25 protein-coding genes, 1 other RNA gene and 1 pseudogene are annotated in these 26803 nt (G+C 73.9%); 14 read left to right on the top strand and 13 right to left on the bottom strand.

Translation table 11 applies throughout. The features are described 5' to 3' along the window. Nucleotides 1-90: 90 nt before the first annotated feature. The 3 genes from ACFYU0_RS11815 to ACFYU0_RS11805 form a co-directional block, all read right to left on the bottom strand. Nucleotides 91-1086 (bottom strand): small ribosomal subunit Rsm22 family protein, encoded by a 996-nt coding sequence (locus ACFYU0_RS11815; RefSeq protein ID WP_389299897.1) that lies wholly within the window; start codon nt 1084-1086, stop codon nt 91-93. Between the two features lie 511 nt (nt 1087-1597). Next, a complete protein-coding gene (locus tag ACFYU0_RS11810; protein WP_389299894.1) occupies nt 1598-2764 on the bottom strand; it encodes a serine hydrolase domain-containing protein in 1167 nt (388 codons plus the stop codon). Then, entirely contained in the window at nt 2725-4020 is a 1296-nt protein-coding gene (locus ACFYU0_RS11805) for a multidrug effflux MFS transporter (protein ID WP_351660005.1), read from the bottom strand. Before ACFYU0_RS11805 ends, ACFYU0_RS11810 begins: the two co-directional genes overlap by 40 nt. Before the next feature lie 86 nt (nt 4021-4106). Here ACFYU0_RS11805 and ACFYU0_RS11800 point away from each other — a divergent pair, with 86 nt between their 5' ends. Together ACFYU0_RS11800 and ACFYU0_RS11795 are read left to right on the top strand one after the other, a co-directional pair. Further along, entirely contained in the window at nt 4107-5129 is a 1023-nt protein-coding gene (locus ACFYU0_RS11800; RefSeq protein WP_351660002.1) for a Gfo/Idh/MocA family oxidoreductase, read from the top strand. 137 nt (nt 5130-5266) lie between these two features. Continuing rightward, entirely contained in the window at nt 5267-6025 is a 759-nt protein-coding gene (locus ACFYU0_RS11795; RefSeq protein ID WP_351659999.1) for an SDR family oxidoreductase, read from the top strand. Nucleotides 6026-6259: 234 nt separating this feature from the next. Here the strand turns inward: ACFYU0_RS11795 and ACFYU0_RS11790 are convergent, their stop codons facing one another. Next, complete coding sequence (locus ACFYU0_RS11790; RefSeq protein ID WP_389299964.1) at nt 6260-7528, bottom strand: D-alanyl-D-alanine carboxypeptidase family protein; 1269 nt, start codon at nt 7526-7528, stop codon at nt 6260-6262. A gap of 131 nt (nt 7529-7659) precedes the next feature. Between ACFYU0_RS11790 and ACFYU0_RS11785 the strand changes: the two are divergent. Next, nucleotides 7660-7887, top strand: a pseudogene (locus ACFYU0_RS11785) (ABC transporter permease); the annotation flags it as partial. Nucleotides 7888-8018: 131 nt separating this feature from the next. On the opposite strand, the gene ACFYU0_RS11780 reads toward ACFYU0_RS11785, so the two are convergent. Continuing rightward, nucleotides 8019-8345 (bottom strand): nuclear transport factor 2 family protein, encoded by a 327-nt coding sequence (locus ACFYU0_RS11780; protein WP_351659993.1) that lies wholly within the window; start codon nt 8343-8345, stop codon nt 8019-8021. Between the two features lie 127 nt (nt 8346-8472). On the opposite strand from ACFYU0_RS11780, the gene ACFYU0_RS11775 reads away from it, so the two are divergent. Together ACFYU0_RS11775 and ACFYU0_RS11770 are read left to right on the top strand one after the other, a co-directional pair. Beyond that, a complete protein-coding gene (locus ACFYU0_RS11775) occupies nt 8473-9018 on the top strand; it encodes a DoxX family membrane protein (protein WP_351659990.1) in 546 nt (181 codons plus the stop codon). Between the two features lie 94 nt (nt 9019-9112). Beyond that, complete coding sequence (locus ACFYU0_RS11770) at nt 9113-9478, top strand: MazG-like family protein (RefSeq protein ID WP_351659987.1); 366 nt, start codon at nt 9113-9115, stop codon at nt 9476-9478. A gap of 513 nt (nt 9479-9991) precedes the next feature. Here ACFYU0_RS11770 and ACFYU0_RS11765 read toward each other — a convergent pair. The 3 genes from ACFYU0_RS11765 to ACFYU0_RS11755 all read right to left on the bottom strand — a co-directional run bounded on the left by ACFYU0_RS11765 (nt 9992) and on the right by ACFYU0_RS11755 (nt 11450). Beyond that, a complete protein-coding gene (locus ACFYU0_RS11765) occupies nt 9992-10723 on the bottom strand; it encodes a hypothetical protein (RefSeq protein ID WP_351659984.1) in 732 nt (243 codons plus the stop codon). Nucleotides 10724-10811: 88 nt separating this feature from the next. After that, an RNA gene (rnpB, locus tag ACFYU0_RS11760) (RNase P RNA component class A) lies at nt 10812-11216 on the bottom strand. 54 nt (nt 11217-11270) lie between these two features. Beyond that, nucleotides 11271-11450, bottom strand: coding sequence for a hypothetical protein (locus ACFYU0_RS11755; protein WP_389299889.1), 180 nt, complete (start codon nt 11448-11450; stop codon nt 11271-11273). Nucleotides 11451-11523: 73 nt separating this feature from the next. Here ACFYU0_RS11755 and yaaA point away from each other — a divergent pair, with 73 nt between their 5' ends. Next, the gene (gene yaaA, locus ACFYU0_RS11750) at nt 11524-12306 is read left to right on the top strand and encodes a peroxide stress protein YaaA (protein WP_389299887.1); all 783 of its coding nucleotides are present in this window, start codon (nt 11524-11526) and stop codon (nt 12304-12306) included. Nucleotides 12307-12398: 92 nt separating this feature from the next. Beyond that, nucleotides 12399-13055: a bifunctional 4-hydroxy-2-oxoglutarate aldolase/2-dehydro-3-deoxy-phosphogluconate aldolase gene (gene eda, locus ACFYU0_RS11745; protein WP_389299885.1), complete on the top strand. Its 657-nt coding sequence runs from the start codon at nt 12399-12401 to the stop codon at nt 13053-13055. Between the two features lie 20 nt (nt 13056-13075). Here the strand turns inward: eda and ACFYU0_RS11740 are convergent, their stop codons facing one another. From ACFYU0_RS11740 to ACFYU0_RS11730, 3 genes are read right to left on the bottom strand one after another with little or no spacing between them, the layout of a single operon-like run. Continuing rightward, nucleotides 13076-14677 (bottom strand): bifunctional RNase H/acid phosphatase, encoded by a 1602-nt coding sequence (locus ACFYU0_RS11740; protein ID WP_389299962.1) that lies wholly within the window; start codon nt 14675-14677, stop codon nt 13076-13078. 12 nt (nt 14678-14689) lie between these two features. After that, complete coding sequence (locus ACFYU0_RS11735; RefSeq protein ID WP_351660191.1) at nt 14690-15433, bottom strand: C4-type zinc ribbon domain-containing protein; 744 nt, start codon at nt 15431-15433, stop codon at nt 14690-14692. After that, a complete protein-coding gene (locus ACFYU0_RS11730) occupies nt 15430-16287 on the bottom strand; it encodes a Nif3-like dinuclear metal center hexameric protein (protein ID WP_389299883.1) in 858 nt (285 codons plus the stop codon). The genes ACFYU0_RS11735 and ACFYU0_RS11730 overlap by 4 nt, the downstream gene beginning before the upstream one ends. A gap of 186 nt (nt 16288-16473) precedes the next feature. Here ACFYU0_RS11730 and ACFYU0_RS11725 point away from each other — a divergent pair, with 186 nt between their 5' ends. Together ACFYU0_RS11725 and ACFYU0_RS11720 are read left to right on the top strand one after the other, a co-directional pair. Then, the gene (locus tag ACFYU0_RS11725; RefSeq protein ID WP_389299881.1) at nt 16474-17682 is read left to right on the top strand and encodes a hypothetical protein; all 1209 of its coding nucleotides are present in this window, start codon (nt 16474-16476) and stop codon (nt 17680-17682) included. A gap of 95 nt (nt 17683-17777) precedes the next feature. After that, nucleotides 17778-17936: a hypothetical protein gene (locus ACFYU0_RS11720; RefSeq protein ID WP_389299878.1), complete on the top strand. Its 159-nt coding sequence runs from the start codon at nt 17778-17780 to the stop codon at nt 17934-17936. A 91-nt stretch (nt 17937-18027) separates the two neighbouring features. On the opposite strand, the gene ACFYU0_RS11715 is transcribed toward ACFYU0_RS11720, so the two are convergent. Beyond that, complete coding sequence (locus ACFYU0_RS11715) at nt 18028-18885, bottom strand: MaoC/PaaZ C-terminal domain-containing protein (RefSeq protein WP_351659973.1); 858 nt, start codon at nt 18883-18885, stop codon at nt 18028-18030. A 236-nt stretch (nt 18886-19121) separates the two neighbouring features. Between ACFYU0_RS11715 and ACFYU0_RS11710 the strand changes: the two genes are divergently transcribed. Continuing rightward, the gene (locus ACFYU0_RS11710; protein ID WP_389299874.1) at nt 19122-20402 is read left to right on the top strand and encodes a sensor histidine kinase; all 1281 of its coding nucleotides are present in this window, start codon (nt 19122-19124) and stop codon (nt 20400-20402) included. On the opposite strand, the gene ACFYU0_RS11705 is transcribed toward ACFYU0_RS11710, so the two are convergent. Beyond that, complete coding sequence (locus tag ACFYU0_RS11705) at nt 20380-21948, bottom strand: alpha-L-arabinofuranosidase B (protein ID WP_389299871.1); 1569 nt, start codon at nt 21946-21948, stop codon at nt 20380-20382. The genes ACFYU0_RS11710 and ACFYU0_RS11705 overlap by 23 nt on opposite strands. A gap of 219 nt (nt 21949-22167) precedes the next feature. Between ACFYU0_RS11705 and ACFYU0_RS11700 the strand changes: the two genes are divergently transcribed. The 4 genes from ACFYU0_RS11700 to ACFYU0_RS11685 all read left to right on the top strand — a co-directional run bounded on the left by ACFYU0_RS11700 (nt 22168) and on the right by ACFYU0_RS11685 (nt 26652). Next, nucleotides 22168-22806 (top strand): response regulator, encoded by a 639-nt coding sequence (locus ACFYU0_RS11700; RefSeq protein ID WP_389299868.1) that lies wholly within the window; start codon nt 22168-22170, stop codon nt 22804-22806. A 179-nt stretch (nt 22807-22985) separates the two neighbouring features. Further along, entirely contained in the window at nt 22986-24725 is a 1740-nt protein-coding gene (locus tag ACFYU0_RS11695; RefSeq protein ID WP_389299865.1) for an MFS transporter, read from the top strand. A 216-nt stretch (nt 24726-24941) separates the two neighbouring features. Next, entirely contained in the window at nt 24942-25592 is a 651-nt protein-coding gene (locus ACFYU0_RS11690; RefSeq protein ID WP_389299862.1) for a class I SAM-dependent methyltransferase, read from the top strand. Nucleotides 25593-25683: 91 nt separating this feature from the next. After that, the gene (locus ACFYU0_RS11685) at nt 25684-26652 is read left to right on the top strand and encodes an N-acetylmuramoyl-L-alanine amidase (RefSeq protein WP_389299859.1); all 969 of its coding nucleotides are present in this window, start codon (nt 25684-25686) and stop codon (nt 26650-26652) included. The last annotated feature ends 151 nt before the right edge of the window (nt 26653-26803 follow it).

Below are 26803 nucleotides of genomic sequence, written 5' to 3'. Positions count from 1 at the left end.
CCCTCGTACTGGGTGTACTCGGGCTTTCGGCCGGTGCGGCGAGAGTGCGTGCCGGGCGCCGCGACGCAGACGCGACTTCGCGGACACGGCCTAGGCGGGCGGGTCCTGGGGCGGCCAGGGGTCGCCCCAGTCGGTGTCCCGGGCCGCCCGGTACAGGCCGCCGTGGCGCTTGGTGACGGTGGTGCGGCCCAGCCGCTCCTCCGCCTCGCACAGGTCCAGCAGCACCTGCCCCTTGCGGATCTGGGGGCGGCGCACCACCCGGTTCGGGGCGGGCTCGGCGGGCAGCCGGGTGGCGGCCACGTAGGCGAACTTCTCGTCCTCGTAGGCCAGGGAGCCGCCCTTGACCTGCCGGTGCAGCGAGGAGCGGCTGACCCGGGCGGAGAAGTGGCACCAGTCCGTGCCGGGGGCGATGGGGCAGGCGGCGCTGTGCGGGCAGGGCGCGGCCACCCGGAATCCGGCGCCGATCAGGCGGTCGCGGGCCTCGATGACGCGCTCGTAGCCGGCGGGCGTACCGGCCTCGACGATCACGACGGCCTGCGCGGCGGCCGCGGCGGCGTCCACGAGGGCGGCACGGTCGGCCTCGGCGAGTTCGTTGAGCACGTACGACACGGTGACGAGGTCGGTGGGTTCGAGGGTGAGCGCCGCGCCGATCCGGGCGCGTTCCCAGCGGGCGTCGCGCAGGGCCGGGTTGGCGGCGGCGATCTCCCGGCCGAGGGCGAGCGCGGGTTCGGCCCAGTCCAGCACGGTCACCGGCCGTGTCCCGTCCCAGGTGGCGGTGACCGCCCAGGTCGCCGCTCCGGTGCCGCCGCCGACGTCCGTGTGACCGCCGGGCGCCCAGCCGGGCAGGGTGTCCGCGAACGCCTCCAGCGCCGAGCGGACCGCCTCGAAGGTGGCGGGCATCCGGTAGGCGGCGTACGCGGCCACGTCGGCGCGGTCGCGCAGGATCGGGGCGTGGGTGGGGGTGTCGCCCCGGTAGCTGGCGATCAGCCGCTCCACGGCCCCGGCGGCCTGCCGGGGCGGCAGCCCGTCGAGCAGCGCACTGACGGAGGCACGGAGGGCGTCGGCTGGGGAGACTGGGACGTTCACCCGGCGATTCTCTCAGCTACCGGGAGGGGCCCGGTCCGGGCGGGGGCGGAGGCGACGGGGGCCTGGGGCGGAGGCTGCGGGGCGCCTGGGGCGGGGATTGTGGGGCGTCCGGGGCGGAGGCGGCGGGACGACCGAGGCGGAGGCGGCGGGACGACCGGGGCGGAGGCCGCGGGACGACCGGGGCGGAGGCCGCGGGACGACCGAGGCGGAGGCCGCGGGACGACCGGCGCCGAGGTGACGGCGGGGTCGCAGTCCCGTGCTGACGAAGTGCCCGTCGGTCAGGCTCCGCGGACGGCTCGGGACAAGGGCCGGGGGACGCCCGGCGCGGAGGCCGCGGGACACCCGGTGCGGAGGCCGCGGGACACCACAAGGCACTCGGGACGGAGGCCACAGGGCACCCGGGACGCAGGTCGCACCCAGGACGGAAGCCACGGGACACCGGGACGGGGGCCGCAGGACGAGCGGCGGGGGCCGTGGGGTCGCGGGCCCGTGCTGACGAAGTGCCCGGCGGTCAGGCTCCGCGGACGGCTCGGGACAGGTGGGTCGCCATGGTCGCTCTCGGTCTGCTGTCCGGCAGGCGTCTGCGGGGGTGGACCGTGTTCGCCAGCAGGACCAGGAAGGTGTCCGTGGCGGGGTCCAGGACCAGGGAGGTGCCGGTGAAGCCGGTGTGGCCCGCCGCGCCCCGGCCAGCGAGCTCGCCCATGAACCACGGCTGGTCCACCGCGAAGCCCAGGCCGGGCGGGGTCAGCAGGAGTTCCGTGAAGTCGGGGCCGAGGATGCGGGCCGGGCCGTACGCGCCGCCCGCCAGCAGGGCCCGGCAGAAGACCGCGAGGTCCGGCGCGGTGGAGAACAGGCCCGCGTGGCCCGCCACACCGCCGAGCGCCCAGGCGTTCTCGTCGTGCACCACGCCCCGCAGCATCCCCCGGTCCGCCTTGGCCCACGGCAGCCGCTGGTCCTCGGTGGCCGCCGCGCCGGGGCGGGGTCCGAAACCGGTGGCCGTCATCCCGAGCGGCCGGGTGATGCCGTCCTCGATCAGCACGTCCAGGGTCCGGCCGGTGATCCGCTCCAGGACGAACTGGAGCAGGATCATGTTCAGGTCCGAGTAGAGGTAGGTGCCGGGCGCGGCGGCCGGCGCCTCGGCGCGCAGCATCGCCAGCCGGGCGGCGGCGTCCGGGCGGTCGTACAACGGGAGTTCGGGCCGCAGACCGGAGGTGTGGGTGAGCAACTGCCGCACGGTGATGCCGTGTTCGGCGGCGGCGGTGAACTCGGGCAGGTAGGCGCCGACCCGGGCGTCCATGCCGAGGGTGCCGCGCTCGATCTGCTGCACGGCGGCGACGGACGTGAACAGCTTGGTGAGGGAGGCCAGGTCGAAGGGGGTGTGCACGTCGGCCGGGACCCGTTCGGCGGGCGGCAGTTCGACACCGGCGCCGGTCTCCGCGTCGTAGGAGGCGTAGCGCACCGCCCAGCCGGCTGCCTCGGCGACGGCGACCACCGGCCCGCGTCCGGCCAGCACGACGGCGCCGGCCGCCCAGGGGCGGACCCCGGCGGTCAGGGCGTGCACCTCGTCGGCCAGGTGACCGAGTTCCGTGGGATCGAGCCCGGCGCGGTCGGGGTTGCCTGGGCGCAGTCTCGGCGTGCTCAGTTCTGGTCCCCCTCCGGACTCGTGCCTGCCCTCCACGGACGGCACAGTCCCACGAAGCAGGCCACCGCGACCAACGCACCCGCCAGTTGGACGACCGCCATGGGCACGGCGGTGTGCTCCCCGGCGACGCCGACCAGCGGGGAGACGACCGCGCCGATCAGGAAGGAGGAGGTGCCGAGCAGCGCGGAGGCGGAGCCGGCGGAGTGCCGGGTGCGCAACAGGGCGAGGGACTGGGCGTTGGGCAGGGTGACGCCCATCGCCGACATGAGCACGAAGAGCGCGGCGGCGACCGGGACCAGGCCCACCTCGCCGAAGGCCCCGGCGGACATCAGCAGCAGGGCGGTGGCCGCGAGCACGGTCACCGCCAGGCCGGCCGCGAGCACCTTCTCCAGCGCGACCCGGCCCACCAGCAGCTTGCCGTTGACCTGACCGGTGATCATCAGCCCGACCGAGTTGAGGCCGAAGAGCAGGCTGAAGGTCTGCGGGGAGGCGCCGTAGATCTCCTGGACGACGAACGGCGAGGCGCTGACGTACGCGAACAGCGAGGCGAAGGCGAAGCCGCCGGCCAGCAGATAGCCGCTGAACGGCGCGTCGGCGAGCAGGCCGCGCATCGCGCGCAGCGCCTCCCCCACTCCGCCCTGGTGCCGGCGGGCGGGCGGCAGGGTCTCGGGCAGCCGCGCCCAGACCAGGGCGGTGAGCGCGGCGCCGGCGACGGTGAGGACGACGAACACGCCGCGCCAGTCCGTCACCCGCAGGATCTGGCCCCCGATCAGCGGCGCCACGATCGGGGCGACCCCGGAGACCAGCATCAGGCTGGAGAAGAAGCGGGCCATGGCCAGGCCGTCGTAGAGGTCGCGCACCACGGCCCGGGCGATGACGATCCCGGCCGAGCCGGCGAGGCCCTGCGCCAGCCGGAGTGCCACCAGCGTCTCGACGTTGGGCGCGAACGCGCACAGGGCGGTGGCGACGAGGTAGACGGCGAGGCCGGCCAGCAGCGGCCGGCGGCGTCCCCAGCGGTCGCTCATCGGCCCCACGACCAGCTGTCCGAGGGCCATGCCGGCCAGGCAGGCGGTGAGGGTGAGCTGCACGGTGGCGGCGGGGGCGTGCAGGGTGCGGGTGACCTCCGGCAGCGAGGGGAGGTACATGTCCATCGCCAGCGGGGTGGTCGCGGTGAGGCCGCCGAGGAGGAGGACGAGGAGCGGGCCGGCGGGCCGCGCGGCGCCGGCCGTGAGGCGCTCGGCGCCGGCCGGGTGCGCCGTCTCCGGTGCCGATGCCGTGGTGTCCTCGGGCATGTGTCCCTCCCTCTCGTGCTCTCCCGGCACCTATGCTCTCAGCTCGTACACACTGCCGAGGTACACATGAGCGAGGGCGGGGCGGGATGGGGCAGCAGAGCGTGCGGTGGGGGATCCTGGCGACGGGCGGGATCGCGGCGGCCTTCGCGGCGGACCTGGTGGATCTGCCGGACGCGGAGATCGTGGCCGTGGCGTCGCGCAGGCGGGAGTCCGCGGAGGCGTTCGCCGAGCGGTTCGGGGTGACCCGCGCCTACGGCGACTGGGAGTCGCTGGCGGCGGACCCGGACATCGATGTCGTGTACGTCGCCACCCCGCACGCGGCGCACCGGGCCGCGGCCGGGCTGTGCCTGACGGCGGGGCGCAACGTGCTCTGCGAGAAGGCGTTCACGCTCAACGCCCGCGAGGCCGGGGAACTGGTGGCGCTGGCCAAGGAGCACGACCGCTTCCTGATGGAGGCGATGTGGATGTACTGCAACCCGCTGGTACGCCGGCTCAAGGCGCTGGTGGACGACGGGGCGATCGGTGAGGTCCGCACCGTGCAGGCCGACTTCGGCCTCGCCGGCCCGTTCCCGGCGGCGCACCGGCTGCGCGATCCGGAGCTCGGCGGCGGGTCGCTGCTGGACCTCGGGGTGTACCCGGTGTCGTTCGCGCAGCTGCTGCTCGGCGAGCCGGACGCCGTCGCCGCGAGCGCGGTGCTCTCGCCGGAGGGCGTCGACCTCCAGACCGGGGCCCTGCTCTCCTGGGAGAGCGGCGCGCTGGCCTCGCTGCACTGCTCCATCGCCGGGGGCACCGGCACCACCGCCTCGGTCACCGGCTCCCTCGGCCGGATCGACATCCCGGCCGGCTTCTTCCACCCCGAGCGCTTCGTGCTGCACCGGGACGGCCGCGACTCCGAGGAGTTCACCGCGGACCCGGCCGACGGGCCGCGCACCAGCCTGCGGCACGAGGCGGCCGAGGTGATGCGGGCACTGCGGGCGGGCGAACGGGAGTCGCCGCTGGTGCCGTTGGACGGCAGCCTCGCGGTGATGCGGACGCTGGACGCGATCCGGGAGCGGATCGGCGTGCGCTACCCCGGGGAGGCCGTGACCGCGGCCGCGGTCGCCGGCTAGGACCTCCCGGCTCGCGCCGGGTTCCGCCCGGCCGCTTCCCTGCTCCTGTCCGGCCGCCGCCGGGTTCCCGCGCCGCCCCAGCCGTATGGCGGACAGCCGATTCCGCATGGCGGACTCGCCGCCTACGCTGCGGAGCCATGACTGACAGGGAATCGAAGATCGCGGTGGTGACCGGCGCCGGTTCCGGCATCGGGCGGGCCGTCGCCGTGGAACTGCTGCGCGCCGGCTGGTCGGTGGTCCTGGCCGGCCGGCGCACGGAGACGCTGGAGGAGACAGCCGTGCGGGCGGCGGCGGGCCCGTGGCTCGCGGTGCGCACCGACGTGTCCCGGCCCGAGGACGTGGCGGCGCTGTTCTCGGCCACCGTCGAGCGGTTCGGCCGGGTGGACCTGCTGTTCAACAACGCGGGCACGTTCGGGCCCGGCGGGGTGCCCGTCGAGGACCTGCCCTACGACGCCTGGCGGCACGTGGTGGACACCAACCTCAACGGGGCGTTCCTGTGCGCGCAGGCGGCGTACCGGGTCATGAAGGAACAGGACCCGCAGGGCGGCCGGATCATCAACAACGGCTCGATCTCCGCCCATACGCCCCGGCCGATGTCGGTCGCCTACACCGCGACCAAGCACGCGCTGACCGGCCTGACCAAGTCGCTGTCACTGGACGGGCGGCCGTACCGCATCGCCGTGGGCCAGATCGACATTGGCAACGCTGCCACCGAGATGACGGCCCGGATGGAGACCGGCGCGCTCCAGGCCAACGGGCAGACCGCCGCCGAACCCGTGATGGACGTGGCGGACGTGGCGCGCACCGTGCGGCACATGGCCGAACTGCCGCTGGAGGCGAACGTGCAGTTCGCGACGGTGCTGGCGACCGCGATGCCCTACATCGGGCGCGGCTGAGGCCGGTTGGGCGGCCGGTATTCGAACATTCGCGGTATTGCGGCCGATCGGCCGCATATGGTCAACTTCTCTTCACAAGAGCTTCACACTTGGGGCACGGCAGTTCCAGAGCCATTCCGAGGGGGGAGACGGCAGCCGTTCCACCGGCCGCAGGTTGGGGGTGAACCCCGCGGACTACCGCGGGGTGTGCACCGGCCGGCGGAACGGCTGCCGCGAATCTCCACCGCGCCTTCTTCAGGTTCCGCTCTCCGGCCGGGTCCCGGCCTCGGTCGCGGCCGCCTTCCCCCTCCCCCGGGTCAGCCGCCGGCGCAGCGCCCACGCACCCGCGCCGAGCAGGGCCGCGGAGCCGGCCGCGCCCTCCAGCAGCCGCCACGACGAGGGGCGCCCGGGCCCGCTCCCGGGGGCGCCCGCCGCGGCCTGGGCCGCCTTCCGGGACGCGCCCGGCGCCGGGCTCGCGCTCGCCCCGCCCTCGCTGAGCGGCTCGACCAGCGCGCCCACCGCCTGCGCCGAACCGCCGTGCCTGAAGCCCCAGTCGAGCAGCGCGGCGGTCTGCTCGTACACCGCGTTCCCGCCGACCCGGGGGTGCATCACGGTGACCAGCAGGGTGCGGCCGCCCCGGGTGGCCGCACCGGTGAAGGTGTTCCCGGCGTGGCTGGTGTAGCCGTTCTTCACGCCGATCAGGCCCTCGTACGACTCCAGGCCCCACGCGCCGGTGAGCAGGCGGTCGGTGTTCTGGATCTGGAAGGTCTTCCTGCCGCCCGCCGGGAAGTCGGCGGTCCGGGTGCCGCAGTAGCCCCGGAACTCGGCGTCCTTCAGGCCGTGCCGGGCGAACAGCGTGAGGTCGTACGCCGAGGAGAGCTGCCCCTTGTGGTCGAAGCCGTCGGGGCTGACCACCCGGGTGTCCAGCGCCTGCAGGTCCTCCGCCCTGGCCTGCATCTCGGCGACGGTCTTGGCGATGCCGCCGTTCATGTGCGACAGCACGTGCACCGCGTCGTTGCCGGAGCGCAGGAACACCCCCTGCCACAATTGCTCGACGGTGTAGGTGATGCCGGGCTTGATGCCGACCAGGCTGGAACCGGCCGGGACGTCGGCCAGGTCCTCGTCGGTCACCCTGTACCGCTCGGCGCGGTCGAACTTCTTCAGCACGGTGTCCGCGAAGAGCATCTTCAGCGTGGACGCGGGGGCGAGGCGCCGGTGCGCGTTGAACGAGGCGAGCACCTCGCCGCTCTCGCCGTCGGCGACGAGCCACGCGCGGGCGTCGAGCTTCCTGGGCAGTCCTGAGGCGCCGCGCACCTGGACTCCGCCACGCGCCAGGCGCTCACCGCCCACGACGGTGGCGGCGGCGGCCGGCGCGGCCGCGGAAAGGGGAAGGGCGGCGGCCGTCAGCCCGAGGACGGCACGCCGGCTGAGCCGGGAACTATCACGCACCCCGGGACCGTACACCGCGTCGAACAGGGGTTTGTCCGCGGGAGCCGGGTATACGACCGGAATTTGCCGTCCCATGAGAATCCGGTGAGTCAGCCGCCTTCCCAGCCCTTGCACATCCTTTACCCAGGGCTCCTCCAAGGTTCCTCCCTGGCTTGGGGCCGCGCCCACACCGGGCGCCAAGTACCGTCGAGGAACGGGATGTTCGCATCCATCTCAAGCGCGAGCTGAGCCGCCGCAAGAAGGCCGCTCTGGTGATCGCGACGGGTCTGGCGCTCGGTATCGCGCTGGTCATCACCGTCGAATCGGTGTCGGCCGGCATGACGCAGACTCAGGACAAGGTCCGGAAATCGCTGTACGGCCTCGGCGCCGACATGACGGTCGCCAAGGCGCGTTCGGCTCCCGAGGCGGGCGGTTCGCAGGGGCCGGGCTTCGATGCCGGCCGGCTGGCCTGCGATGCGCTGCCCCGCGGCCATCGCGTCGGCGCTCTCCCGGCCTGGGGACGGACCGGAAGTCCGGGATCGGCACGGTGCTCGGGCTGCTCGCCCTTCGCAAGGGGCCCGTGCGTTCAGGCCTGGCCGGTCTCGAACCGCGAGATCCGCCCGTCGTCGCCGACGGTGAAGGTCCACCGCGTGCGCATCTCGCCCCAGGTGTCGTTGCGGTAGCGGGCGAGGAGGGTGTGACCGCCGTTGGACTCGTTGTCGACCTCCATGTGGCCGTGCGAGGAGAAGATCTCCCGGTCGATCCAGTCGGCGAGGTCGCGGTCCGAGCCGTCGTCGGCCATCGTCGCGTCGGGCGCGAGGAGGGACAGGAAGCTCTCGCGGTCGTGGGCGTTGACGGCGTGGACGAACGCCCGGACGGCCGGATCGCGCAGCTTGGCTGGCTGAATGGTCATGGCGTCAGGCTCACACCGGTCCCCCGCGGTCGCCACCCGAACGCCACCCAGGACGCGCCCGGTGGGGTGAGGGGTGCGACGGTGGGAACGCGGAGGGGGACCTGTCGCCTGCTGATGGAGAGTCACCGTGACCTGTTACGACCGACGCGATGTGGGCCTGCTGCTGCTCCGGCTGGGGACCGGCGGGGTGCTGGCCGCACACGGCGCGCAGAAGCTGTTCGGCTGGTTCGGCGGGCACGGCCTTGAGGGCACCGGCCAGTTCATGGAGTCCGTCGGCTACGCCCCGGGCAAGGCGAGCGCGACGGCGGCGGGCCTCGCCGAGGCGGGCGGCGGCGCGCTGCTGGCGCTGGGCCTCGCCACCCCGGCGGCGGGCGCGGCGGCGGCGGGCGCGATGGCCGGGGCGTCGGCGGTCCACATGCCCAACGGCTTCTTCGCCCAGGAGGGCGGCTACGAGCACGCGGCGTCCCTGGGGCTGGCCGCGGCCGGCCTCGCCATCACCGGCCCCGGCCGCATCTCCCTCGACCACGCCTTCGGCCATGTCTTCGACCGCGGCTGGATGGTCCCGGTGGCCCTGGGCGTGACGGCGGCGGCGACGGCCGTGGTGGTGGGCGCCCGCAACCGGCGGCTGCGGCAGCAGAAGGAGGGCGAGCAGGAGGCCCTGTTCGAGGAGTAGGCCCGGTTCGAGGAGTAGGCCCGGTTCGAGCGGTCGGGGCCTGTTTCCGGAGCGGCGGGGCGGCGCCGCGCGGCGGCATGGCAGTCTGCGCGGCATGACCCATCAGGACACCACCGGCACGGCCGGCACCGCGGATCCCGCCCCCGGCCTCTGGCCGGCCGTGGACGAACTCTGGTCCCGCCTGGAGGCCACCCGCGTGCACCCCGGCCCGGAGAACCTGCTGCTGCGCATCCTCAAGCTCTCCGAGGAGGTCGGCGAGGTCGCCGAGGCGGTCATCGGCGCGACCGGCCAGAACCCCCGCAAGGGCATCACCCACACGTGGGACGACGTCCAGTCGGAACTCTGCGACGTGGCCATCACCGCCCTGGTCGCCCTGCGCACCCTGACCCCGGAGGCGCGCGAGGTCTTCGAAGGACACCTGACCCGGGTGCGCGAGCGGCCGCTGGAGCCGCCGGCGTGACGGAGAGGCGTGGGCCGGCTCGACGTGCCGGGTGACCTGCCCGGCGGAGTGGGGACGTGGCGGAGCCCGGGAGTCGTATCCAGCTCCCGGGCCCCTGGGGATGCCACCCAATTGCGCACGCCGGCGGCGTTTAAGAGGACGGATCAGTCATCATGCGGTCGTGTTCTTCCTTTGAACTACCGCACCGCGCAAGAGGTGCAGGCGAGATTCGAACTCGCATCCGACGGCGTTCGTCCGGCCCCGTTCGATCCGGCGATCGGCGGCGATGCTGAGACTGGAGCGAGAGTCTGAGATTGACCGCGGCTGCCTCTGCCATGTTGGGCTACCCCGGCCCGTTGGTGCGGCTGTGCCGGGGGAAGGACTCGAACCTTCACTGTCACCGCGTTTTTCAGGCTGAACTTCAGTGTCAGCTTGCGCTCCTCACGCGGACCGGTCCTCAGTCCGGCCCGCGCCTGTCGCGCACCCCCGCGCTCGCACGCGGGGGCGATCATGGATGCTACTCGCCGGCCGTTGTCAGCCGAACAGGTAGCCGAACACGGCGTCGCCGACCCGCTGGTCGGTGACCTCGGTGCCGTTGGCCTCCTCACGGGCGAACTTCACCGCCTGCTGGAGCTTCTCCACCCGCTCCAGCAGTTCGTTCACCCGGCGCGCCGGGAGCGCTCCGGAGAACTTCACGGTGGTCCAGTACCCGATGGGCACGTCCTCGTAGTACACCTCGACCTGCGCCGGGTGCTTCTCGGTCGCCTCCGCCTTGACGTGGTTGCGCGGGACCTTCTTCGTACGGATCGTGCGGACCGGGTCCGTCTTCCACCAGTCCGTCGACGGGTCGTGGGACCAGGACTCGGCGGCGTCGAGGGTGGGGAGCTTCCTGACGAACGTGTGCAGGTCGGTGAGCTGCTTCTCCAGGAAGAGCAGATAGCTGACCGGGACGTCGGCGACGACGGTGCGGCCGTCGACCGTGACGTCCGCGCGGGCCGCGCAGTTCGCCCAGTCCTTGGTGGCGGTCACGTCGAAGAGCCGGGTGAGCGAGGCGGACATCTCCCGCAGCACGTCCTCACCCTGCACCTGCACGCGCGTGGACTCGGGCGGAAGCTGCTCGCCCTCCTCGTCCTTCGGCTGGTACGTGCGCGAGATGCCGGCCAGCAGCGCCGGCTTCTGCACCTTGTGGTGCGCGGCGGTGATGTCCTGGAGCGACTTGCTCTTGACGCCCTTCTCGACCGCGATGATCTGGTTCAGTTTCGCCACTTCGGCTCCCCCTTCGAACAGGCAGGAACGTATCGCAGCGGCTCGAACACACGCACTCGATTTACCGGGCGGTGAGGGCGGTGAGGGGCAGACGAGTCGGGCTGTACGCCGGGTTCTGTTCCCCGGGGTCCTCGCGGGCCCCGGGGCGACGGCCATCCATCTAGGACCGGTGTTGCCACCGGCCTCGTGCGGTCTACCCGCGGACTCGGGCGGGCAGCCCTCGAACGTCCGCGCAGAGCGCTTTTCACGGCGCTCCTTTTGACCTTGCTCCAGGTGGGGTTTACCTAGCTGCCCAGGTCACCCTGGGCACTGGTGGTCTCTTACACCACCGTTTCACCCTTACCGAGGGCCGAGGCCCCCGGCGGTCTGCTTTCTGTGGCACTGTCCCGCGGGTCACCCCGGGTGGCCGTTAGCCACCACCCTGCCCTGTGGAGCCCGGACGTTCCTCGGGAAGCCCCTTGCGGGAACTCCACGCGGCCGCCCGCCCGGCTCGTCTGCCGTGCCGACCATGGTACCGGCCGCGCGGGGCGCCCGGTCCCGCCGCCGGTCAGACGAAGTCCGCGGTGTCCAGGTCCAGGGCGAAGGGGTTCTTCGCCGCACGCGCGGCCTCCTCCCGCACCTCGGGCGGGAAGTCCTCCGGTACGCGGAGTCCGGGGCGCAGCGCGGTGAGTGCGGCCCGCAGCGGGGCCTCGGGGGCGCCGGTCAGCCGGATCCTGCGGCGGGGCATGTGTCGAGCGTAGGGCGAGGGGGCGTGCGCGGCACCCCGTACGCTGGCGCTGAACCGATGAGAAGGAGTACGTGTGCTTGTCCTGCTGCCGCCCTCGGAAGGAAAAGCGTCCTCGGGTCGTGGCGCCCCGCTGAAGCCGGAGTCGCTGTCCCTGCCGGGGCTGGCCGAGGCGCGGGAGGCGGTGCTGGCGGAACTGGTCGAGCTGTGCGCCGCCGACGAGAAGAAGGCTCGCGAGGTGCTGGGGCTGAGCGAGGGACTGCGCGGCGAGGTGGCGAAGAACGCCGCCCTGCGCACCGCCGGGGCCCGGCCGGCCGGGGAGATCTACACCGGTGTGCTGTACGACGCCCTGGACCTGGCCTCGCTGGACGCCGCGGCGAAGAAGCGGGCGGCGCGCTCGCTGCTGGTCTTCTCGGGGCTGTGGGGCGCGGTGCGCGTGACCGACCGCATCCCCTCCTACCGCTGCTCGATGGGCGTGAAGCTGCCGGGGCTCGGCGCGCTGGCCGGGCACTGGCGGGCCCCGATGGCGGAGGTGCTGCCGGAGGCCGCGGGCCGCGGCCTGGTGCTCGACCTGCGCTCCGCCGCCTACGCGGCGGCGTGGAAGCCCAAGGGCGAGGTCGCCGGGCGGACCGCGACCGTACGGGTGCTGCACGCGCCGACCCGGAAGGTCGTCAGCCACTTCAACAAGGCCACGAAGGGCCGGATCGTACGGAGCCTGCTGTCGGAGGGGGCCGCGCCGAAGGGCCCGGCGGAGCTGGTGACGGCGCTGCGGGACCTCGGGTACGCGGTGGAGGCACAGGCGCCGGGCACGGCGGGGAGGCCGTGGGCGCTGGACGTCCTGGTGGACGAGGTCCACTGAGCACGGCCGGCCGGGCGCCGGCGCCTTTCGAAGCCGTTGCATCATGCGCAACGTTCGTTGCGCAGGGTGTCGCCGCTGGGCACGATGAGGGCATGACTTCACCGCTGCCCTCCGCTTCGGCTGCCTCCGTGCTGGATCTCGCGCCGGTCGTGCCGGTCGTGGTGGTGTCGGACGTGTCCGACGCCGTACCGCTGGCGCGCGCGCTGGTGGCCGGGGGGCTGCCCGCCATCGAGGTGACCCTGCGGACGCCCGCCGCGCTGGACGCGATCCGGGCCATCGCCGGCGCGGTGCCGGACGCGGTGGTCGGGGCGGGTACGGTCCTCACGCCGGAGCAGGTGACCGACTGCGTGGCGGCCGGGGCGCGGTTCCTGGTGAGCCCGGGGTGGACGGACTCGCTGCTGGCGGCGATGCGCGGGGCAGGGGTGCCGTTCCTGCCCGGGGTGTCCACCACCTCGGAGGTCGTGGCGCTGCTGGAGCGCGGGGTGCGGGAGATGAAGTTCTTCCCGGCGCAGGCCGCGGGCGGCACGGCGTATCTCAGGTCGCTGGCCGGCCCGCTGCCGCAGGCCCGCTTCTGCCCGACGGGCGGGATCGGGCCCGCGACCGCGCCCGAGTATCTGTCCCTGCCCAACGTCGGGTGCGTGGGCGGGAGTTGGATGATCCCGGCGGAGGCGGTGGCCGCCGGGGACTGGGGGCGGATCGAGGAGCTGGCGCGTGGCGCGGCGGGCCTCGGTCGGCCGGTGCCCGATTAGCCGGGGCCCGTCGGCCGGGCTCAGGGACGCAGGTGGGACGTGTCGTTGAACAGCCGTACGCTCGCGTTGCCGTCCGCGTAGTACGCGACCGCGGACAGGGATGCGGCGGACAGTTCCATCCGGAACAGGGACTTCGGCGGCGCGCCCAGGGCGAGCCGGATCAGGGTCTTGATCGGCGTGACATGGGTGACCAGCAGGACCGTGCGGCCTGCGTGGGCCGCGACCAGCTTGTCCCGGGTGGCCTCGATCCGGGTGGCGGTCTCGGCGAAGCTCTCGCCGCCACCGGTCGGGCGGACGTCCGGGTCGTCCAGCCAGGCGCTCAGGTCGTCCGGGTACCGCTCGTGGACCTCGCCGAAGGTGAGGCCCTCCCAGGCGCCGAAGTGCGTCTCCCTGAGCCCCTCTTCGACCGTCACGTCCAGGCCGAGGCGGGCGGCGACGATGCGGGCGGTCTCCTGGGTACGGGCTAGGGGCGAGGCCACGACGGCCTGGACGGTGCCGCGCCGCGCCAGCGCGGCGGCGGCCCGCCGGGCCTGCTCCCTGCCCGCTTCGGAGAGGGAGGGGTCGGTGCCGCCGCTGCCGGAGAAGCGCTTCTGCGGGGTGAGGGGGGTCTCGCCGTGGCGGAGGAGCACCAGGGTGGCGGGGGCGCCCAGGTCGGGTGCGGCGCTCCAGCCCCGCGTCCGCGACTGCTCGGCGGAGCCGGTAGGCCGGGGTGCACTGGAGCCGGAAGGCCGCTGCTCGGCAGCGCCGGAAGGCCGGGGTGCGCTGAGGCCGGAAGGCCGCTGCTCGGCAGCGCCGGCCGGGCGCCGCTCGCCCGCACCCAGGGCGCTCTCGGCGGCACGGTCGCCCGCACCCAGGGCGCTCTCGGCGGCACGGTCGCCCGCGGCCACGTCGGTACCGGCGTCCGCCGCGCCGGCGGCCACGGCGGCGGCGTCACCAGGCACGACCGGCGCCGCCGAGCCCGGAGGCTGCTGTTCGGCGGGGCTGGCCGGGCGCCGCTCGCCCACACCCGGGGCGCTCTCGGCGGCACGCTCGCCCGCGGTCACGTCGGTGCCGGCGTCCGCCGCACCGGCGGCCGCGGCGGCGGCGTCACCGGGCACGCCCGGCGCCGCGTCCGAGGACACGGCGGTCACGGCCGCCCGGGTCCGCGCCGCACCCGACGCCTCGCGCAGCGCCTCGGCTTCGACGTCGTCCCCGGACGCGGACCACTGCTCGCCTCGCGCGCCCGCGTCCATGGCCTCGTTGGCGAGGCGGTCGGCGTGGGTGTTCTGGGCGCGGGGGATCCACTCGTAGGTGACCCGGCCGGGCGGGAAGACGCGGTTCGCCTCCGCCGCCAGGGGCTTCATGTCGGGGTGCTTGATCTTCCAGCGGCCCGACATCTGCTCGACGACCAGCTTGGAGTCCATCCGGACGTGCACCCGGGCGCCCGGGTCCAGGGCGTGCGCGGTGCGGAGGCCGGCGAGCAGGCCCCGGTACTCGGCGACGTTGTTCGTGGCGACGCCGAGGTACTCGGCCGCCTCGGCCAGGGTCTCCCCCGTCACCGCGTCGCTCACCACGGCGCCGTAGCCCGCGGGCCCCGGGTTGCCCCGTGACCCGCCGTCCGCCTCGACGATGAACTCCCGCACCACGCCGGTTCCCTACAGACCCGACTCGGCGGTGCGCACCAGGATCCGGCGGCAGTTCTCGCAGCGGACCACCGTGTCCGGCGCGGCCGCGCGGATCTCGTTCAGTTCGGTGATCGCCAGCTCCTGACGGCAGCCCTGGCAGGTGCGGGCGTACAGCTTGGCCGCGCCGATGCCGCCCTGCTGCCCGCGCAGCTTGTCGTACAGCTTCAGCAGGTCGGCGGGAACGGACCCGGCGACGACCTCGCGCTCCTTGGTGACCGAGGCGGCCTCGCCGTCGATCTCCTCGAACGCGGCGTCCCGGCGGCCGGTCGCGTCGTCGATCTTCGCCTGGACGGAGCCGACCCGCTCGGTCAGCTCGGCGACCCGCTCCTGCGCGGACTCGCGGCGCTCCATGACCTCCAGGACGACGTCCTCCAGGTCGCCCTGCCGCTTGGCGAGGGAGGCGATCTCGTGCTGGAGGTTGGACAGGTCCTTGGGCGAGGTGACCGCGCCGGAGTCCAGGCGCTGCTGGTCGCGGGTGGCGCGCTGGCGCACCTGGTCCACGTCCTGCTCGGCCTTGGTCTGCTCGCGGGCGGTGTCGCTCTCCTCGGTCTGCGCGGCCACCAGCAGGTCGCGGAGCTGCGTGAGGTCCTTGTTCAGCGACTCGATCTCGGCGTGCTCGGGCAGCGACTTCCGCTTGTGGGCGAGCTGCTGCAGGCGGACGTCGAGGGCCTGGACGTCGAGGAGTCGGATCTGGTCGGCGGGCGCGGCGTTCAGTTGGGGGCTCCCGATTGTCGAGTCGTGGTGGTGGACGCCGCGTGGGCGGTCCAGGGGTCGGTGACCGTCTTGGAGACATGGACCCTGAGGTCCCAGCCGTGACGGTCGGAGATCTCGTCGAGCTGGGCTGCGGCCAGCTCGCACCAGGGCCACTCGGTGGCCCAGTGCGCCGCGTCGAGCAGCGCGAGAGGACTGTGGGCAACGGCCTCGGAGGCCGGGTGGTGACGCAGGTCCGCGGTGAGGAAGGCGTCCACGCCGGCCGCGCGGACCTGGTCGAAGAGGCTGTCGCCGGAACCGCCGCTGACGGCGACGGTGCGGACGACGGCCTCGGGGTCGCCGGCCACCCGGACGCCCTGCGCGGTGGCCGGCAGCCGCTCGGCGACCCGGGCGGCCAGCTCGCGCACGGTGAGCGGGTGGTCGAGTTCGCAGACCCGGCCCAGGCCCCGGCAGCCGGCCGGGTCGGTCGGGTCCGGCACGAGCGGGCGTACGACCCGCAGGTCGAGCGCGCCGGCCAGCGCGTCCGAGACGCCGGGATCGGCGGTGTCGGCGTTGGTGTGCGCCACGTGCAGCGCGATGTCGTTCTTGATCAGCGTGTGCACGACGCGGCCCTTGAAGGTGGACGCCGCGACCGTGGTCGTCCCGCGCAGGTACAGCGGGTGGTGGGTGACCAGCAGGTCGGCCCCGAGCCGCACCGCCTCGTCGACGATCTCCCGCACGGGGTCGACGGCGAACAGGACCCGGGTGACCTCCTGGTCGGGGTCGCCCACCACCGTGCCGACCGCGTCCCAGGACTCGGCCCGCTCGGCGGGCCACAGGGTCTCCAGCGCGGCGATGACTTCAGACAGACGGGGCACGGGGAAAGGCTACCTGGCCGTTCTGTGCGGATGTACCGCCTCCGGCCCGGGCGGAGGCGTTCAGCACAGGGGCCGCCGTGCCCTCAGCTGAATCGCTTCTGCGCCACCCGTATGTGTGAAGCCGCCGTCCCCTGCTCCCCCGCCCGTGCGTACGAAACTAGCTTCGTCGCCGGAGGTGACCGAACGATGACGGCCTGTGCGATCGAACCCCCTTCGACCGACCGGTCCGGCGAGGACGACGGCGTGCCGGGGACGGGGTGCGCCATCACGGCGGACGGCGCGTACGCCGCCCGCCTCGCGCCGGACGGTGACTCCTGGTTCCCGGAGCGCTGGACGCTGGACGGCCCGGAGCCGTACGCGGTGCCGCTGCCCGGCCACCAGCCGGAGGAGCCCGGCACCGAGGTGCAGCCGATGGGCGACGGACGGGTGCTGATCCACCGGCTGGTGGAGGGCCGCCGGCACACCTTCTGCCTGCTGTACCCGACCGGGCCGGGCACCGGGGAGCTGCCGCTGGGCGCGGTGGCGTGCCCGGACCCCGACACCCGGCTGACGCTGCTGCCCCCGGCGCCGGGCGGCGCGCGGGCGTACGCCCTGGCCGTCGGCCCCCGCGCCACGGCGGTGTGGCTGGTGGCGGGCGGCGCGGCGGGGCCCGAGCGGCTGGCCGAGGTGCCGGGGCGCTGCTCGGGCGGGGTCTGGCTGGACGGCGACGGGCGGCTGCTCGCGCTGGACCGGGAGCTGGACGGGCGCACCAAGACGGTGGTCGTGGACCTGGGGCGCGGCGGCGAGGTCTCGCCGCTGCTGCAGATCGCGGACGGCAGCGACGACCGGCTGCTGCTGGCCGATCCGGACAGCGGTCTGCTGCTGATCTCCTCCGACGCGCCCTCCCCCGGGCAGGAACGATTGGGCTGGGGGGTCCTGGGCAGCACGCTGCCGGTGCGCTTCCCAAAGTGCCTGCGCGTCCCGGACTGCTCGGTGACGCCGTTCGCGATCCAGCCGGGGCAGGTGCTGCTGCCGGAGAACTGCGCCGTGGCGCTGCGCTTCGCGGGGCCGTCCGGCGACTGGGTGGGCACCTGGCGGCCGGCCGAGCGGCGGGTGTGTCATCTCGCGGCTCCGCAGGGGTGGCTGACCGGGTGCGGGCTGTGGACGCGCGACGGGGTGCTGCGGCTGCCGTACGCCACGGGAGAGGTCCCGTGCGGCGTGGCGGAGCTGGCCGCGGCCTGGACGGGGATGGAGGCGGCGGGGCCGGGGGATCCGGTCCGGGACCGCACGGCCGGCGAGGCGCCCGGAGCGTCCGAGGCGCCCCGGCGGACGCCGGCACCGGACTCGCCGGAACCGGTGACGGTGCGTCCGGTGCCGTTGCGGGAAGCGCCGCTTGGACGTCTTGTAACGAAGTAGTGCCGGTCGGCGCGCCCGCCTGGATCCGGCCGGAGGTGGGTTGGTTACACTCGCCCGGCTGTAAAAAGATCATGTTGACGGGGTGAATTCTTCCGATGAGCGACACCAGCACGACTCAGCAGCTGTCTGCCGACTCTCAGGACGCGGGCGGCCACGGCCGGCACCGGGGGCCGGTGGCGGTCCAGGACGGTGACACGGCTCCGCGTGGGCGTCACCGCAAGCCGGCCGAGGAGACCGCCGAGGCGGCTGCCTGACGGCAACGCGCGAGGAGGGGCTCCCCGTCGTACGACGGGGAGCCCCTCCTTCGTTTCCAGGAGCGTCCGTACTCAGGAGTGTCCGACGTTCTCAGGAGTGTTCGACGGCGGTGTCGGCGAGGACGGGCGCCTCGTCCCGCTCGACGGCGCTCACGGCCACCCGCACGGCGCCCTCCCCCCGCCACATCCGGATCCGCAGGGTCTCCCCGGGGAAGACCACCCCCGCGAACCGGGTCGTGTAGGACCGCACCCGGCTCGCCTCGCCGCCCAGCAGCGTGTCGACGACCGCCTTGAGGGTCATGCCGTAGGTGCACAGGCCGTGCAGGACGGGCCGTTCGAACCCGGCGGCCGCGGCGAAGTCGGGGTCGGCGTGCAACGGGTTCCAGTCGCCGGAGAGGCGGTAGAGGAGGGCCTGGTCCTCGGCGACCGGCCGGTCGACGATCAGATCGGGCTCGCCCTCGGGCGGGGCGGGACGGGCGGAGGGGCCGCGGTCGCCGCCCCAGCCGCCCTCGCCGCGCAGGAAGATCTGTGCCTCGCCGGTCCACAGCGGGCCGTCGGCGTCGGCGACGTCGGTGCGCAGCACGAGGACGGCCGCGCTGCCCTTGTCGTACAGGCCGGCGACCCGGGAGGTGGCGGTGGCGGCGCCCCGCACCGGGACGGGGCGGTGGAGCGTGAGCGACTGGCCGCCGTGCAGGACGCGGGCCAGGTCGGTGTCGACGCCCGGCGTGGACAGGCCGCTGATCACACCGGGCGGTCCGCCGCCCGCGACCGTGGCGAAGCTCGGCAGGACCCGCAGCCGGGACTCCAGGGTGTAGCGCAGCTCCCCGGGGTCGGTGGCGGGGATGCCGGCGCCGATGCCCAGGTGGTAGAGCTGAACGTCCTTCGCGGTCCAGGCGATCTCACCGGAGCGGGGCTCGGCGGCGAGAACCTTCGCTGCGTCGATGGGCATGGAACTCCTGAACTGAGGCCGGCCGGCCGGAGTGGAACGCGTTCCGGTGCGGCGCCCTCTGTATAGCCGAGCCCCCACGGGTTGGGAAGGCTCGCGGTGCCGCGCCGGACCGGCGCCCGTGACATTTGTCCCGCCGGAGTCGGTACGCGCGGACCTGCCGTGGGCGGGCGCCCTGTTCGTACGCTGGCCGACGTACCGCCGCCGGGCGGTGACCATTCGATCGGGGGACGACGGACATGGCGTGGTGGGCACGGACAAGAGGCGGGCCGCGGGAGCAGGGCGAGGCGCGGTCCTGCCGGCGGACGGACACCGTGCGCTTCGGCGCCGCGCGGCGGGCCGGGCGGAAGGACGGCGGGGAGGCGGGCGCCGGTCATCCGGGGCCGCCTCCCACCGGCTTCTCCCTGCTGCCCTGGCTGCTGATGGGCCTGGGGTCCTTCTCCAACCTGCTCCAGGGCGAGACCCCCAACCCGTGGGTCGGCGGCCTCGGCCTGCTCGCCTTCAACTCCCTGTACGTCTACGTCACCTTCCGCGCCTTCGACCGGGACAGGCGCCGGGCGCCCTCCACCCGGGTGGCGCTGCTGCTGATGGGGCTGCTGACCACGGCCCTGGGCCTCGGGTACGGCGGGAGCTGGCTGATGTTCTTCCCGCTGCTCGGGCTCGCGACCGGCGCCACCCTGCGCGGCCCGTGGCTGGGCCGCGTCGGTCTGCTCCTCACGGTGTACGCGGGAGCCGTCTCCGCCGTCCGCGGCGGCTGGTCGGACGCCACGAACATCGCCTACGCGACCTTCCTGTCCAGCATGGTGACCGCGGCGATCCTCGGCCTGTCCGAGGCCGTGCGGGAACTGCGCGCCGCCCGGGAGGAACTGGCCCGGCGGGCGGTGGAGGAGGAGCGGCTGCGCTTCTCCCGCGATCTGCACGACCTGCTCGGCCACACCCTGTCGGTGATCGTGGTGAAGTCCGAGGCGGCCCGGCGGCTGGCCCCGCGCGACATGGACGCGGCGCTCGGCCAGATCGGCGACATCGAGTCGGTCGGCCGGCAGGCCCTCACCGAGATCCGGGAGGCGGTGACCGGCTACCGCGAGGGCAGCCTGGCCACCGAGCTGGCCCGGGCGCGCTCGGCACTGTCCGCGGCGAGCGTGGAGCCGGTGGTGCACCGGTCCGGCAGCCCGCTCGCCCCGGCGGCCGAGGCGCTGCTCGGCTGGGTGGTGCGCGAGGCGGTCACCAACGTCGTCCGGCACAGCGACGCCACCCGCTGCGAGATCACCGTCGACAGCGCCGTCGAGCGGGTGCGGCTCACGGTCACCGACGACGGCACCGGCGGGGCCGCCCCGCGCGCCGCGGAGGGCATCGGCGGCACCGGGCTGACGGGCCTGACCGAGCGCCTCGCGGCGGCGGGCGGCACCCTGCGGGCGGGCCCGACGCCGCGCGGCGGGTTCACGGTCACCGCCGAACTCCCGGTGGAGCCGCCGGCCCGGACGACGGCCGTGGCGGCGGCTACGGCGCCCAGGGACTGCTGACCGCCCAGCTCACGTCGTCGCTCCAGGAGGCGCCGGCGTCCCAGGCGTTGGAACCGCCGTTGCCCGCTATGTAGACGTCGTGGTCGTAGTGGCGCAGGTACCGCGTCGGGTAGTTGTACGACGCGAACGAGGTACCGGCGCCGCTCCTGCCGGTCTGCGGGCAGAAGGTCGCGTCGGCCCGGAACTGTGCGGTGCCGTCCATGGGCTGCCGCCGGAGCCGGAAGTCGAAGTGGCGCAGGAAGTCACCGGGGTAGTTCCGCGACTCGAAGGAGACGCAGGAGGCGTCGGCGAGTCCCCGGCGCACGATCCAGGTCGCGTCGTTCCTGTCGAGGGCGGAACTGCCCGACGCCACCGGCGAGATGACCGCCGCGTCGTTCTGGTGGCGGACGTACTCGGTGGTGCAGCAGGAGGTCGTCGCGCGCAGCGAGATCTCCGAGCCGGGTGTCAGGGAGCCGGTGCTGCCGGTCGGGCCGCCGTAGCCGACGGAGACGATGCCGGCCTGGACGGCGTTGTCGGCGGCGTCCGTCGGGATGCCGGCGGTCATCACGCCCTCGAAGAAGGACCCGATGGAGCCGTTGCTGTTGTCGCCGCCGGTGCCGAGGACGATCGCGCCCTCCTGGTGCATCGGGGAGTAGCCGCCGGCGGTGGGCTCACCGCCGGAATAGGTGGTCGTGAGTCCGCCGGATTGCGCGTTGCCGTATTTCAGCGCGAAATGGTTCTGGCCGTTGTTCCTCAGCAGCGCGGTCACGAACGGCATGGGTCCGGTCCCGGTGTTGTAGGTGTTCCTGCTGTACCCGGCGTCCGACTGGAACAGTCCGTTCTCCAGGTCGGCCTGCACCCAGGGGCCCTGTCCGTAGCAGGGCGCGAACCAGCACTCGGTGCCGAAGTTGATGGCGTCCATGTGGCCGTTGCCGGTGTCCAGGTTGTTGGTCTCGGCGTTGCCGTAGTCGAAGCAGCAGCGGTTGTTGACGTGGGTGCCGGAGGTCACCATGTACATCCCCTCGGCCTGCCCGTTCACGGCCACGCCGGAGGTGGAGTTGTCCCGGTAGCCCATGCCGGCGGAGATCTCCAGGCCGTAGACCTGGTGGCCGCCGGCCGTCACCGGCAGGGCGTCGGCGGGCGCTCCCACGTCGGCCGCGCCGGCCCCGCCCGCGCCCTCGACCGTCAGGTCGTTGTGGCGCGGGGACTGGTCGTAGATCTCGGTGACGATGCAGGTGGTGCCGGAGCAGAAGGTGTCCTGGGCGGCCGCGTCGGCGTATCCGCCGGCGGACAGCAGGCGGATGTCCTTCTTCGCCCCGTCCTTGGCGCGCTGCACCTGGTACAGCGGGCCGTTGTACGAGGAGTACAGGGCGCGGACCAGGCTGTGCGCGGCGACGCAGGGCGTGCCGGCGGCGCCGTAGACGTCGCAGGGCAGCGAACTCGCGGCGGCGGCGGGCGGGGCGCCGGCGCCGAGCAGCAGCGCGGCGAGGGCGGCGCACACCGCGAGGACGGAGAGGGCGGCAGTTCTCAGCCGCGGGGGGCGCGGGCGCGGAGGAGTGGGAGACACGGGTGCACCTCGGTCGGTTGTGGGGGGGGGTCGCGGATTCCGTACCTGGTGAGCGGTGGTGCGAGAACGGCCGGTCGGTATACCGGACATCGTTCGACCGAAATACCGAACCAATTCAGCCGTCGAAGTACCGAACAATTACCGGAAATGCAGAGGCGATTGTTTTCGCATTACCGAGGGGCCGTCAACCCCTGCGGCGGCGAACGAGGGGGAGTCTTTATGGGCGGCCCTGGCTACCCTTGGCCCGTGAACGACATCCGAGTCCTGCTCGCCGAGGACCAGGGCATGATGCGCGGGGCCCTCGCCCTGCTGCTCGGCATGGAGGACGACATCGAGGTGGTCGCCCAGGTGTCGACCGGCGACGCGATCGTGGAGGCGGCGCTGCTCCACCGGCCGGACGTGGCCCTGCTGGACATCGAACTCCCCGGCATCAGCGGCCTGGACGCGGCGGCCGCGCTGCGGGAGGAGGCGCCCGGCTGCCGGGTGCTGATCCTGACCACCTTCGGCCGGCCCGGCTATCTGCGCCGGGCCATGGAGGCCGGTGCGGCCGGCTTCCTCGTCAAGGACGGGCCGGTGGAGGAACTGGCCGCGGCGGTCCGGCGGGTGCTGGGCGGGGAGACCGTGGTCGATCCGGCGCTGGCCGCGGCGGCGCTCAGCGCCGGGCCGAATCCGCTGACGGCCCGTGAGCGCGAGGTGCTGAAGGCGTCGGTGGACGGGGCGACGGTGGCCGACATCGCCGGCCGGCTCCATCTGTCCGAGTCCACCGTCCGCAACTACCTCTCCTCGGCGATCGGCAAGACCGGCACCCGCAACCGCGCGGAGGCGGTCCGGGAGGCCCGGCAGCAGGGCTGGCTGTGAGCCAGGTGATCATCTTCGAGGTCCGGTAGCCCGTCCCGGCCGGGGATCGCGCGCCGGCTGACGTGAGGTCAGAAACCCATGAGCGGGTCAAGGATTCGTTAGGGACTCGAAGCAACGGAATAGTTGCCCGTGCATACGAGGTTTACCCGGCACTCATGTCACGCGGGAGGCCTCACTCAATGACCCACACGACCGATCCCTCACCCCGGCGGGCCGGCGGGGCCGTGGTCCCGGTGCTCGCCTTCGCGGGCATCGTGGTCGCGGTGATGCAGACCCTGCTCGTGCCGGTCATCAAGGACCTGCCGCAACTGCTGGCGACCGCTCCCAGCAACGCCACCTGGGTCCTCACCTCGACCCTGCTGTCCGGCGCCGTGGCCACCCCGATCATGGGCCGGCTCGGCGACCTCTACGGCAAGCGCCGGATGCTGGTCCTCAGCCTCGCCGTGATGGTGGCGGGCGCCCTGGTCAGCGCCGTCACCAGCACCCTGCTCACCATGATCGTGGGCCGTACCCTGCAGGGCTTCGCCATGGGCGCGATCCCGCTGGGCATCGGTCTGATGCGGGACATGCTGCCGCGTGAGCGGCTCGGCTCGGCCATGGCCCTGATGAGCTCCTCCATCGGCGTCGGCGGCGGCCTCGCCCTGCCCGCCGCCGCCCTGGTCGCCCAGCACACCGACTGGCACGCCCTGTTCTACGGCGCGGCCGGGCTCGGCGCGCTCGCCATCGCCCTCACCCTGCTGGTCGTGCCCGAGTCCCCGATGCGCGCCAAGGGCTCCTTCGACCTGCTCGGCGCGCTCGGCCTGTCCGCCGGCCTGGTGCTGCTCCTGCTGCCCGTCACCAAGGGCAGCGACTGGGGCTGGTCCTCCGGTACGACGCTCGGTCTGTTCGGCGCGTCCGTCGCGGTGTTCCTCCTGTGGGGCCTGTACGAACTGCGCGTCCAGGCGCCCCTGGTCGACCTGCGCACCACCGCCCGCCGCGAGGTGCTGCTCACCAACCTGGCCTCGATCATGGTCGGCGTCAGCTTCTACGTCGTCTCGCTCGTCCTGCCCCAGCTCCTCCAGCTCCCCAGCGCCACCGGCTACGGCCTCGGCCGGTCCATGGTGGTCGCGGGTCTGTGCGTGGCCCCGCTGGGCCTGACGATGATGTTCACGGCGCCGGTGTACGCCCGCCTGTCGGCCCGCTACGGCCCGCGCACGACTCTCATCACCGGCCTGCTGATCATCGGCATCGGCTACGGCGGCGGCCTCGGCCTGATGGACGCCGCGTGGCAGACGATCGTCACCTCGGTCGTCCTGGGCGCCGGCATCGGCCTCGCCTACTCGTCCCTGCCCGCCCTGATCATCGGCGCGGTCCCGGCCTCGGAGACCGGCGCCGCCAACGGGCTCAACACCCTGATGCGGTCCATCGGCACCTCCGTCTCCAGCGCCGTCATCGGCATGGTGCTGGCCAACACGGCGAACGACGTGGGCGGGGTCGCGATCCCCACCATGCACGGTTTCCGCGTCTCCTTCCTCATCGCGACGGCCGCCGTCGCGGTGGGTCTGCTGCTCGCGGTGTTCCTGCCCCGGGCGCCGCGCCCGTCCCAGCACACCCAGCTGCGCGCCAGCAGCGAGGAGGAGGCCGGAATCCGGCACGCCGAGGAGGTCCTGCGCGGCTTCCGCGGCCGGGTGCTGGACGCCGCCGGCACCCCGGTCGCCCGTGCCAAGGTGACCCTGATCGACCGCCGGGGCCGCCAGGCGGGCGCCACCCTCAGCAAGGAGGACGGCTCCTACGCCCTCGAGGTCCCCGCCGAGGGGCCGTACGTGCTGGCCGCCAAGGCCGCCGGGCACGGGCCGCTGGCCTCGGCCGCGACGCACGCCGGCGACGACCGCCCCGTCGACCTGGACCTGCCCCTGCCGGGCGGGACGCCCGGCGCCTGACCCGGCCGCCCGAGCGGCCCCGCCCGCCCAGCGCTCCGCGCGCCTGAGAGGCACGGCATACGCACCCCCTGTCGCCACGCGGCAGGGGGTGCGGCAGCATGGGCGCCCGGAAGATCCAGCGACCGGGCGCGACCGGGTCCGGCACCGAGTCCGGCCGCACCCGGCACGACCGCGCCGATGTACGACCGCACCCATGTACGACCGAGAGGAATCCCCATGCCCGCGGCACCCAAGCCCGAGATCCTGGCCGCGTTCGAGGCGGCGAAGGGGTTCATGCCCGCGGACGAGGGGCTGGCGCTGTACGCGGCCGCGGCCGAGGCCGCGCGGCTCGGGCTGCCGCTGCTGGAGATCGGCACCTACTGCGGGCGGTCCACCGTGCTGCTCGCGGACGCGGCCCGCGAGGCCGGCGTCACCGCGCTGACCGTGGACCACCACCGGGGCAGCGAGGAGCAGCAGCCGGGCTGGGACTACCACGACCCGGAGACCGTGGACCCCGAGATCGGCCTGATGGACACGCTCCCCGCCTTCCGCCGCACCCTGCACCGGGCGGGCCTGGAGGAGCACGTGGTCGCCCTCGTCGGCCGTTCGCCGCGGATCGCCGCGATCTGGAACTCCCCGCTCGGCCTCGTCTTCGTCGACGGCGGCCACACCGACGAGCACGCCACCGCCGACTACGAGGGCTGGGCGCCGCATGTCGCCGAGGGCGGCTTCCTCGTCATCCACGACGTCTTCCCGCACCCCGAGGACGAGTTCACCGGACAGGCGCCGTACCGGGTCTACCTGCGGGCCCTGGAATCGGGCGCGTTCACCGAGACCGCGGTGACCGGCTCGCTGCGCGTGCTGCGCCGGACCGGCCCGGGGATCTGACCCCGGCGCGGTCGGCTGCGGCACCGGGGCCCGTCGCCCGTTGGGCCCCACCGCCATGTGGGCGTCCCGCACGGCGGTTAGGGTGGCAGACGTGTCGTACGTAGGACCGGACTTCGATCCCCCGCAGCCGCGCCGGCCCCGGCGCGGACCGCTGACCGTCGCGCTCGCCGCGCTGGTGCCCGGCGCGCTGCTCGGCTGGCTCGTCTACGAGACGGCGGGCGGTTCGGGCGGGTCCTCCGGCGGCGCGGGCTCCGCCTCGCCCGCCGTCTCCTCCTCCTCGGCCGGCGTGTCCGCCCCGCCGGCCACGCCCCCGCGGGCCGGCGACTCCGCTCACGACGCCAAGGACCCGGGCCCGGCGGACAGTTCGGCGCCCGCGGCCTCCGGAGCGCTCAAGGGCAAGGTCGTCGTCGTCGACCCGGGCCACAACCCCGGCAACTTCCAGCACCCCTCCGAGATCAACCGCCAGGTGGACATCGGCACGAACCGCAAGGAGTGCGACACCACCGGCACCTCCACCAACTCGGGTTACACGGAGGCCCGGTTCACGCTGGACGTCGCACACCGGCTGCGCACGCTGCTGGAACGGCAGGGCGCCACCGTGAAACTGACGCACGACGGCGACTCGCCGCCCTGGGGCCCGTGCGTCGACGAACGTGCCCGCATCGGCAACACCGCGCGCGCCGACGCGGCCGTCTCCATCCACGCGGACGGCTCGGCCGAGGGCAACCGCGGCTTCCACGTCATCCTGCCCGCGTCCGTGCACGCGGGCGGCGCCGACACCCGCCCCATCACCGGCCCCTCCAAGGATCTGGGCACCCGCATCGCGGGCCGGTACGTGCGGCTCACCGGCGAGCCGCCGTCCAACTACGTCGGCGGCGGCACCGGTCTCGTCACGCGGAGCGATCTCGGCGGTCTCAATCTGTCAACGGTTCCCAAGGTGTTCATCGAGTGCGGCAACATGCGCGATAGCAAGGACGCGGCGCTGCTCACCAGCGGCGCCTGGCGGCAGAAGGCGGCGCAGGGAATCTCCGAGGGAATCGTGAGTTTCCTGCGCGGGTAGCGATCGGCTGGTCCATCCGGGCGGACAGTGTGATCGTGCGGGCGATAGTGTCGTCCCTACGATGAGGGGCCACCCCTGCGCTTCACACCGGGACCTGGAACGACTTGGTGACAGCGACGCCTCCTCCGACGACGAGACGACCTACGAAGGA

Source organism: Streptomyces sp. NPDC003720 (assembly GCF_042875075.1).
Classification (GTDB): domain Bacteria; phylum Actinomycetota; class Actinomycetes; order Streptomycetales; family Streptomycetaceae; genus Streptomyces.
This window is presented reverse-complemented; position numbering and strand designations above follow the sequence as displayed.

What these genes read in the sequence shown, in the direction of transcription:
- ACFYU0_RS11790 (WP_389299964.1), bottom strand. Translation starts at nt 7,528, where the DNA reads ATGGGACGGCAAATTCCGGTCGTATACCCGGCTCCCGCGGACAAACCC.
- ACFYU0_RS11710 (WP_389299874.1), top strand. Translation starts at nt 19,122, where the DNA reads ATGGCGTGGTGGGCACGGACAAGAGGCGGGCCGCGGGAGCAGGGCGAG.
- ACFYU0_RS11780 (WP_351659993.1), bottom strand. Translation starts at nt 8,345, where the DNA reads ATGACCATTCAGCCAGCCAAGCTGCGCGATCCGGCCGTCCGGGCGTTC.
- ACFYU0_RS11690 (WP_389299862.1), top strand. Translation starts at nt 24,942, where the DNA reads ATGCCCGCGGCACCCAAGCCCGAGATCCTGGCCGCGTTCGAGGCGGCG.
- ACFYU0_RS11725 (WP_389299881.1), top strand. Translation starts at nt 16,474, where the DNA reads ATGACGGCCTGTGCGATCGAACCCCCTTCGACCGACCGGTCCGGCGAG.
- eda (WP_389299885.1), top strand. Translation starts at nt 12,399, where the DNA reads ATGACTTCACCGCTGCCCTCCGCTTCGGCTGCCTCCGTGCTGGATCTC.
- ACFYU0_RS11800 (WP_351660002.1), top strand. Translation starts at nt 4,107, where the DNA reads ATGGGGCAGCAGAGCGTGCGGTGGGGGATCCTGGCGACGGGCGGGATC.
- ACFYU0_RS11695 (WP_389299865.1), top strand. Translation starts at nt 22,986, where the DNA reads ATGACCCACACGACCGATCCCTCACCCCGGCGGGCCGGCGGGGCCGTG.
- ACFYU0_RS11700 (WP_389299868.1), top strand. Translation starts at nt 22,168, where the DNA reads ATGGGCGGCCCTGGCTACCCTTGGCCCGTGAACGACATCCGAGTCCTG.
- ACFYU0_RS11720 (WP_389299878.1), top strand. Translation starts at nt 17,778, where the DNA reads ATGAGCGACACCAGCACGACTCAGCAGCTGTCTGCCGACTCTCAGGAC.
- ACFYU0_RS11770 (WP_351659987.1), top strand. Translation starts at nt 9,113, where the DNA reads ATGACCCATCAGGACACCACCGGCACGGCCGGCACCGCGGATCCCGCC.
- ACFYU0_RS11795 (WP_351659999.1), top strand. Translation starts at nt 5,267, where the DNA reads ATGACTGACAGGGAATCGAAGATCGCGGTGGTGACCGGCGCCGGTTCC.
- ACFYU0_RS11805 (WP_351660005.1), bottom strand. Translation starts at nt 4,020, where the DNA reads ATGCCCGAGGACACCACGGCATCGGCACCGGAGACGGCGCACCCGGCC.
- ACFYU0_RS11715 (WP_351659973.1), bottom strand. Translation starts at nt 18,885, where the DNA reads ATGCCCATCGACGCAGCGAAGGTTCTCGCCGCCGAGCCCCGCTCCGGT.
- ACFYU0_RS11755 (WP_389299889.1), bottom strand. Translation starts at nt 11,450, where the DNA reads ATGCCCCGCCGCAGGATCCGGCTGACCGGCGCCCCCGAGGCCCCGCTG.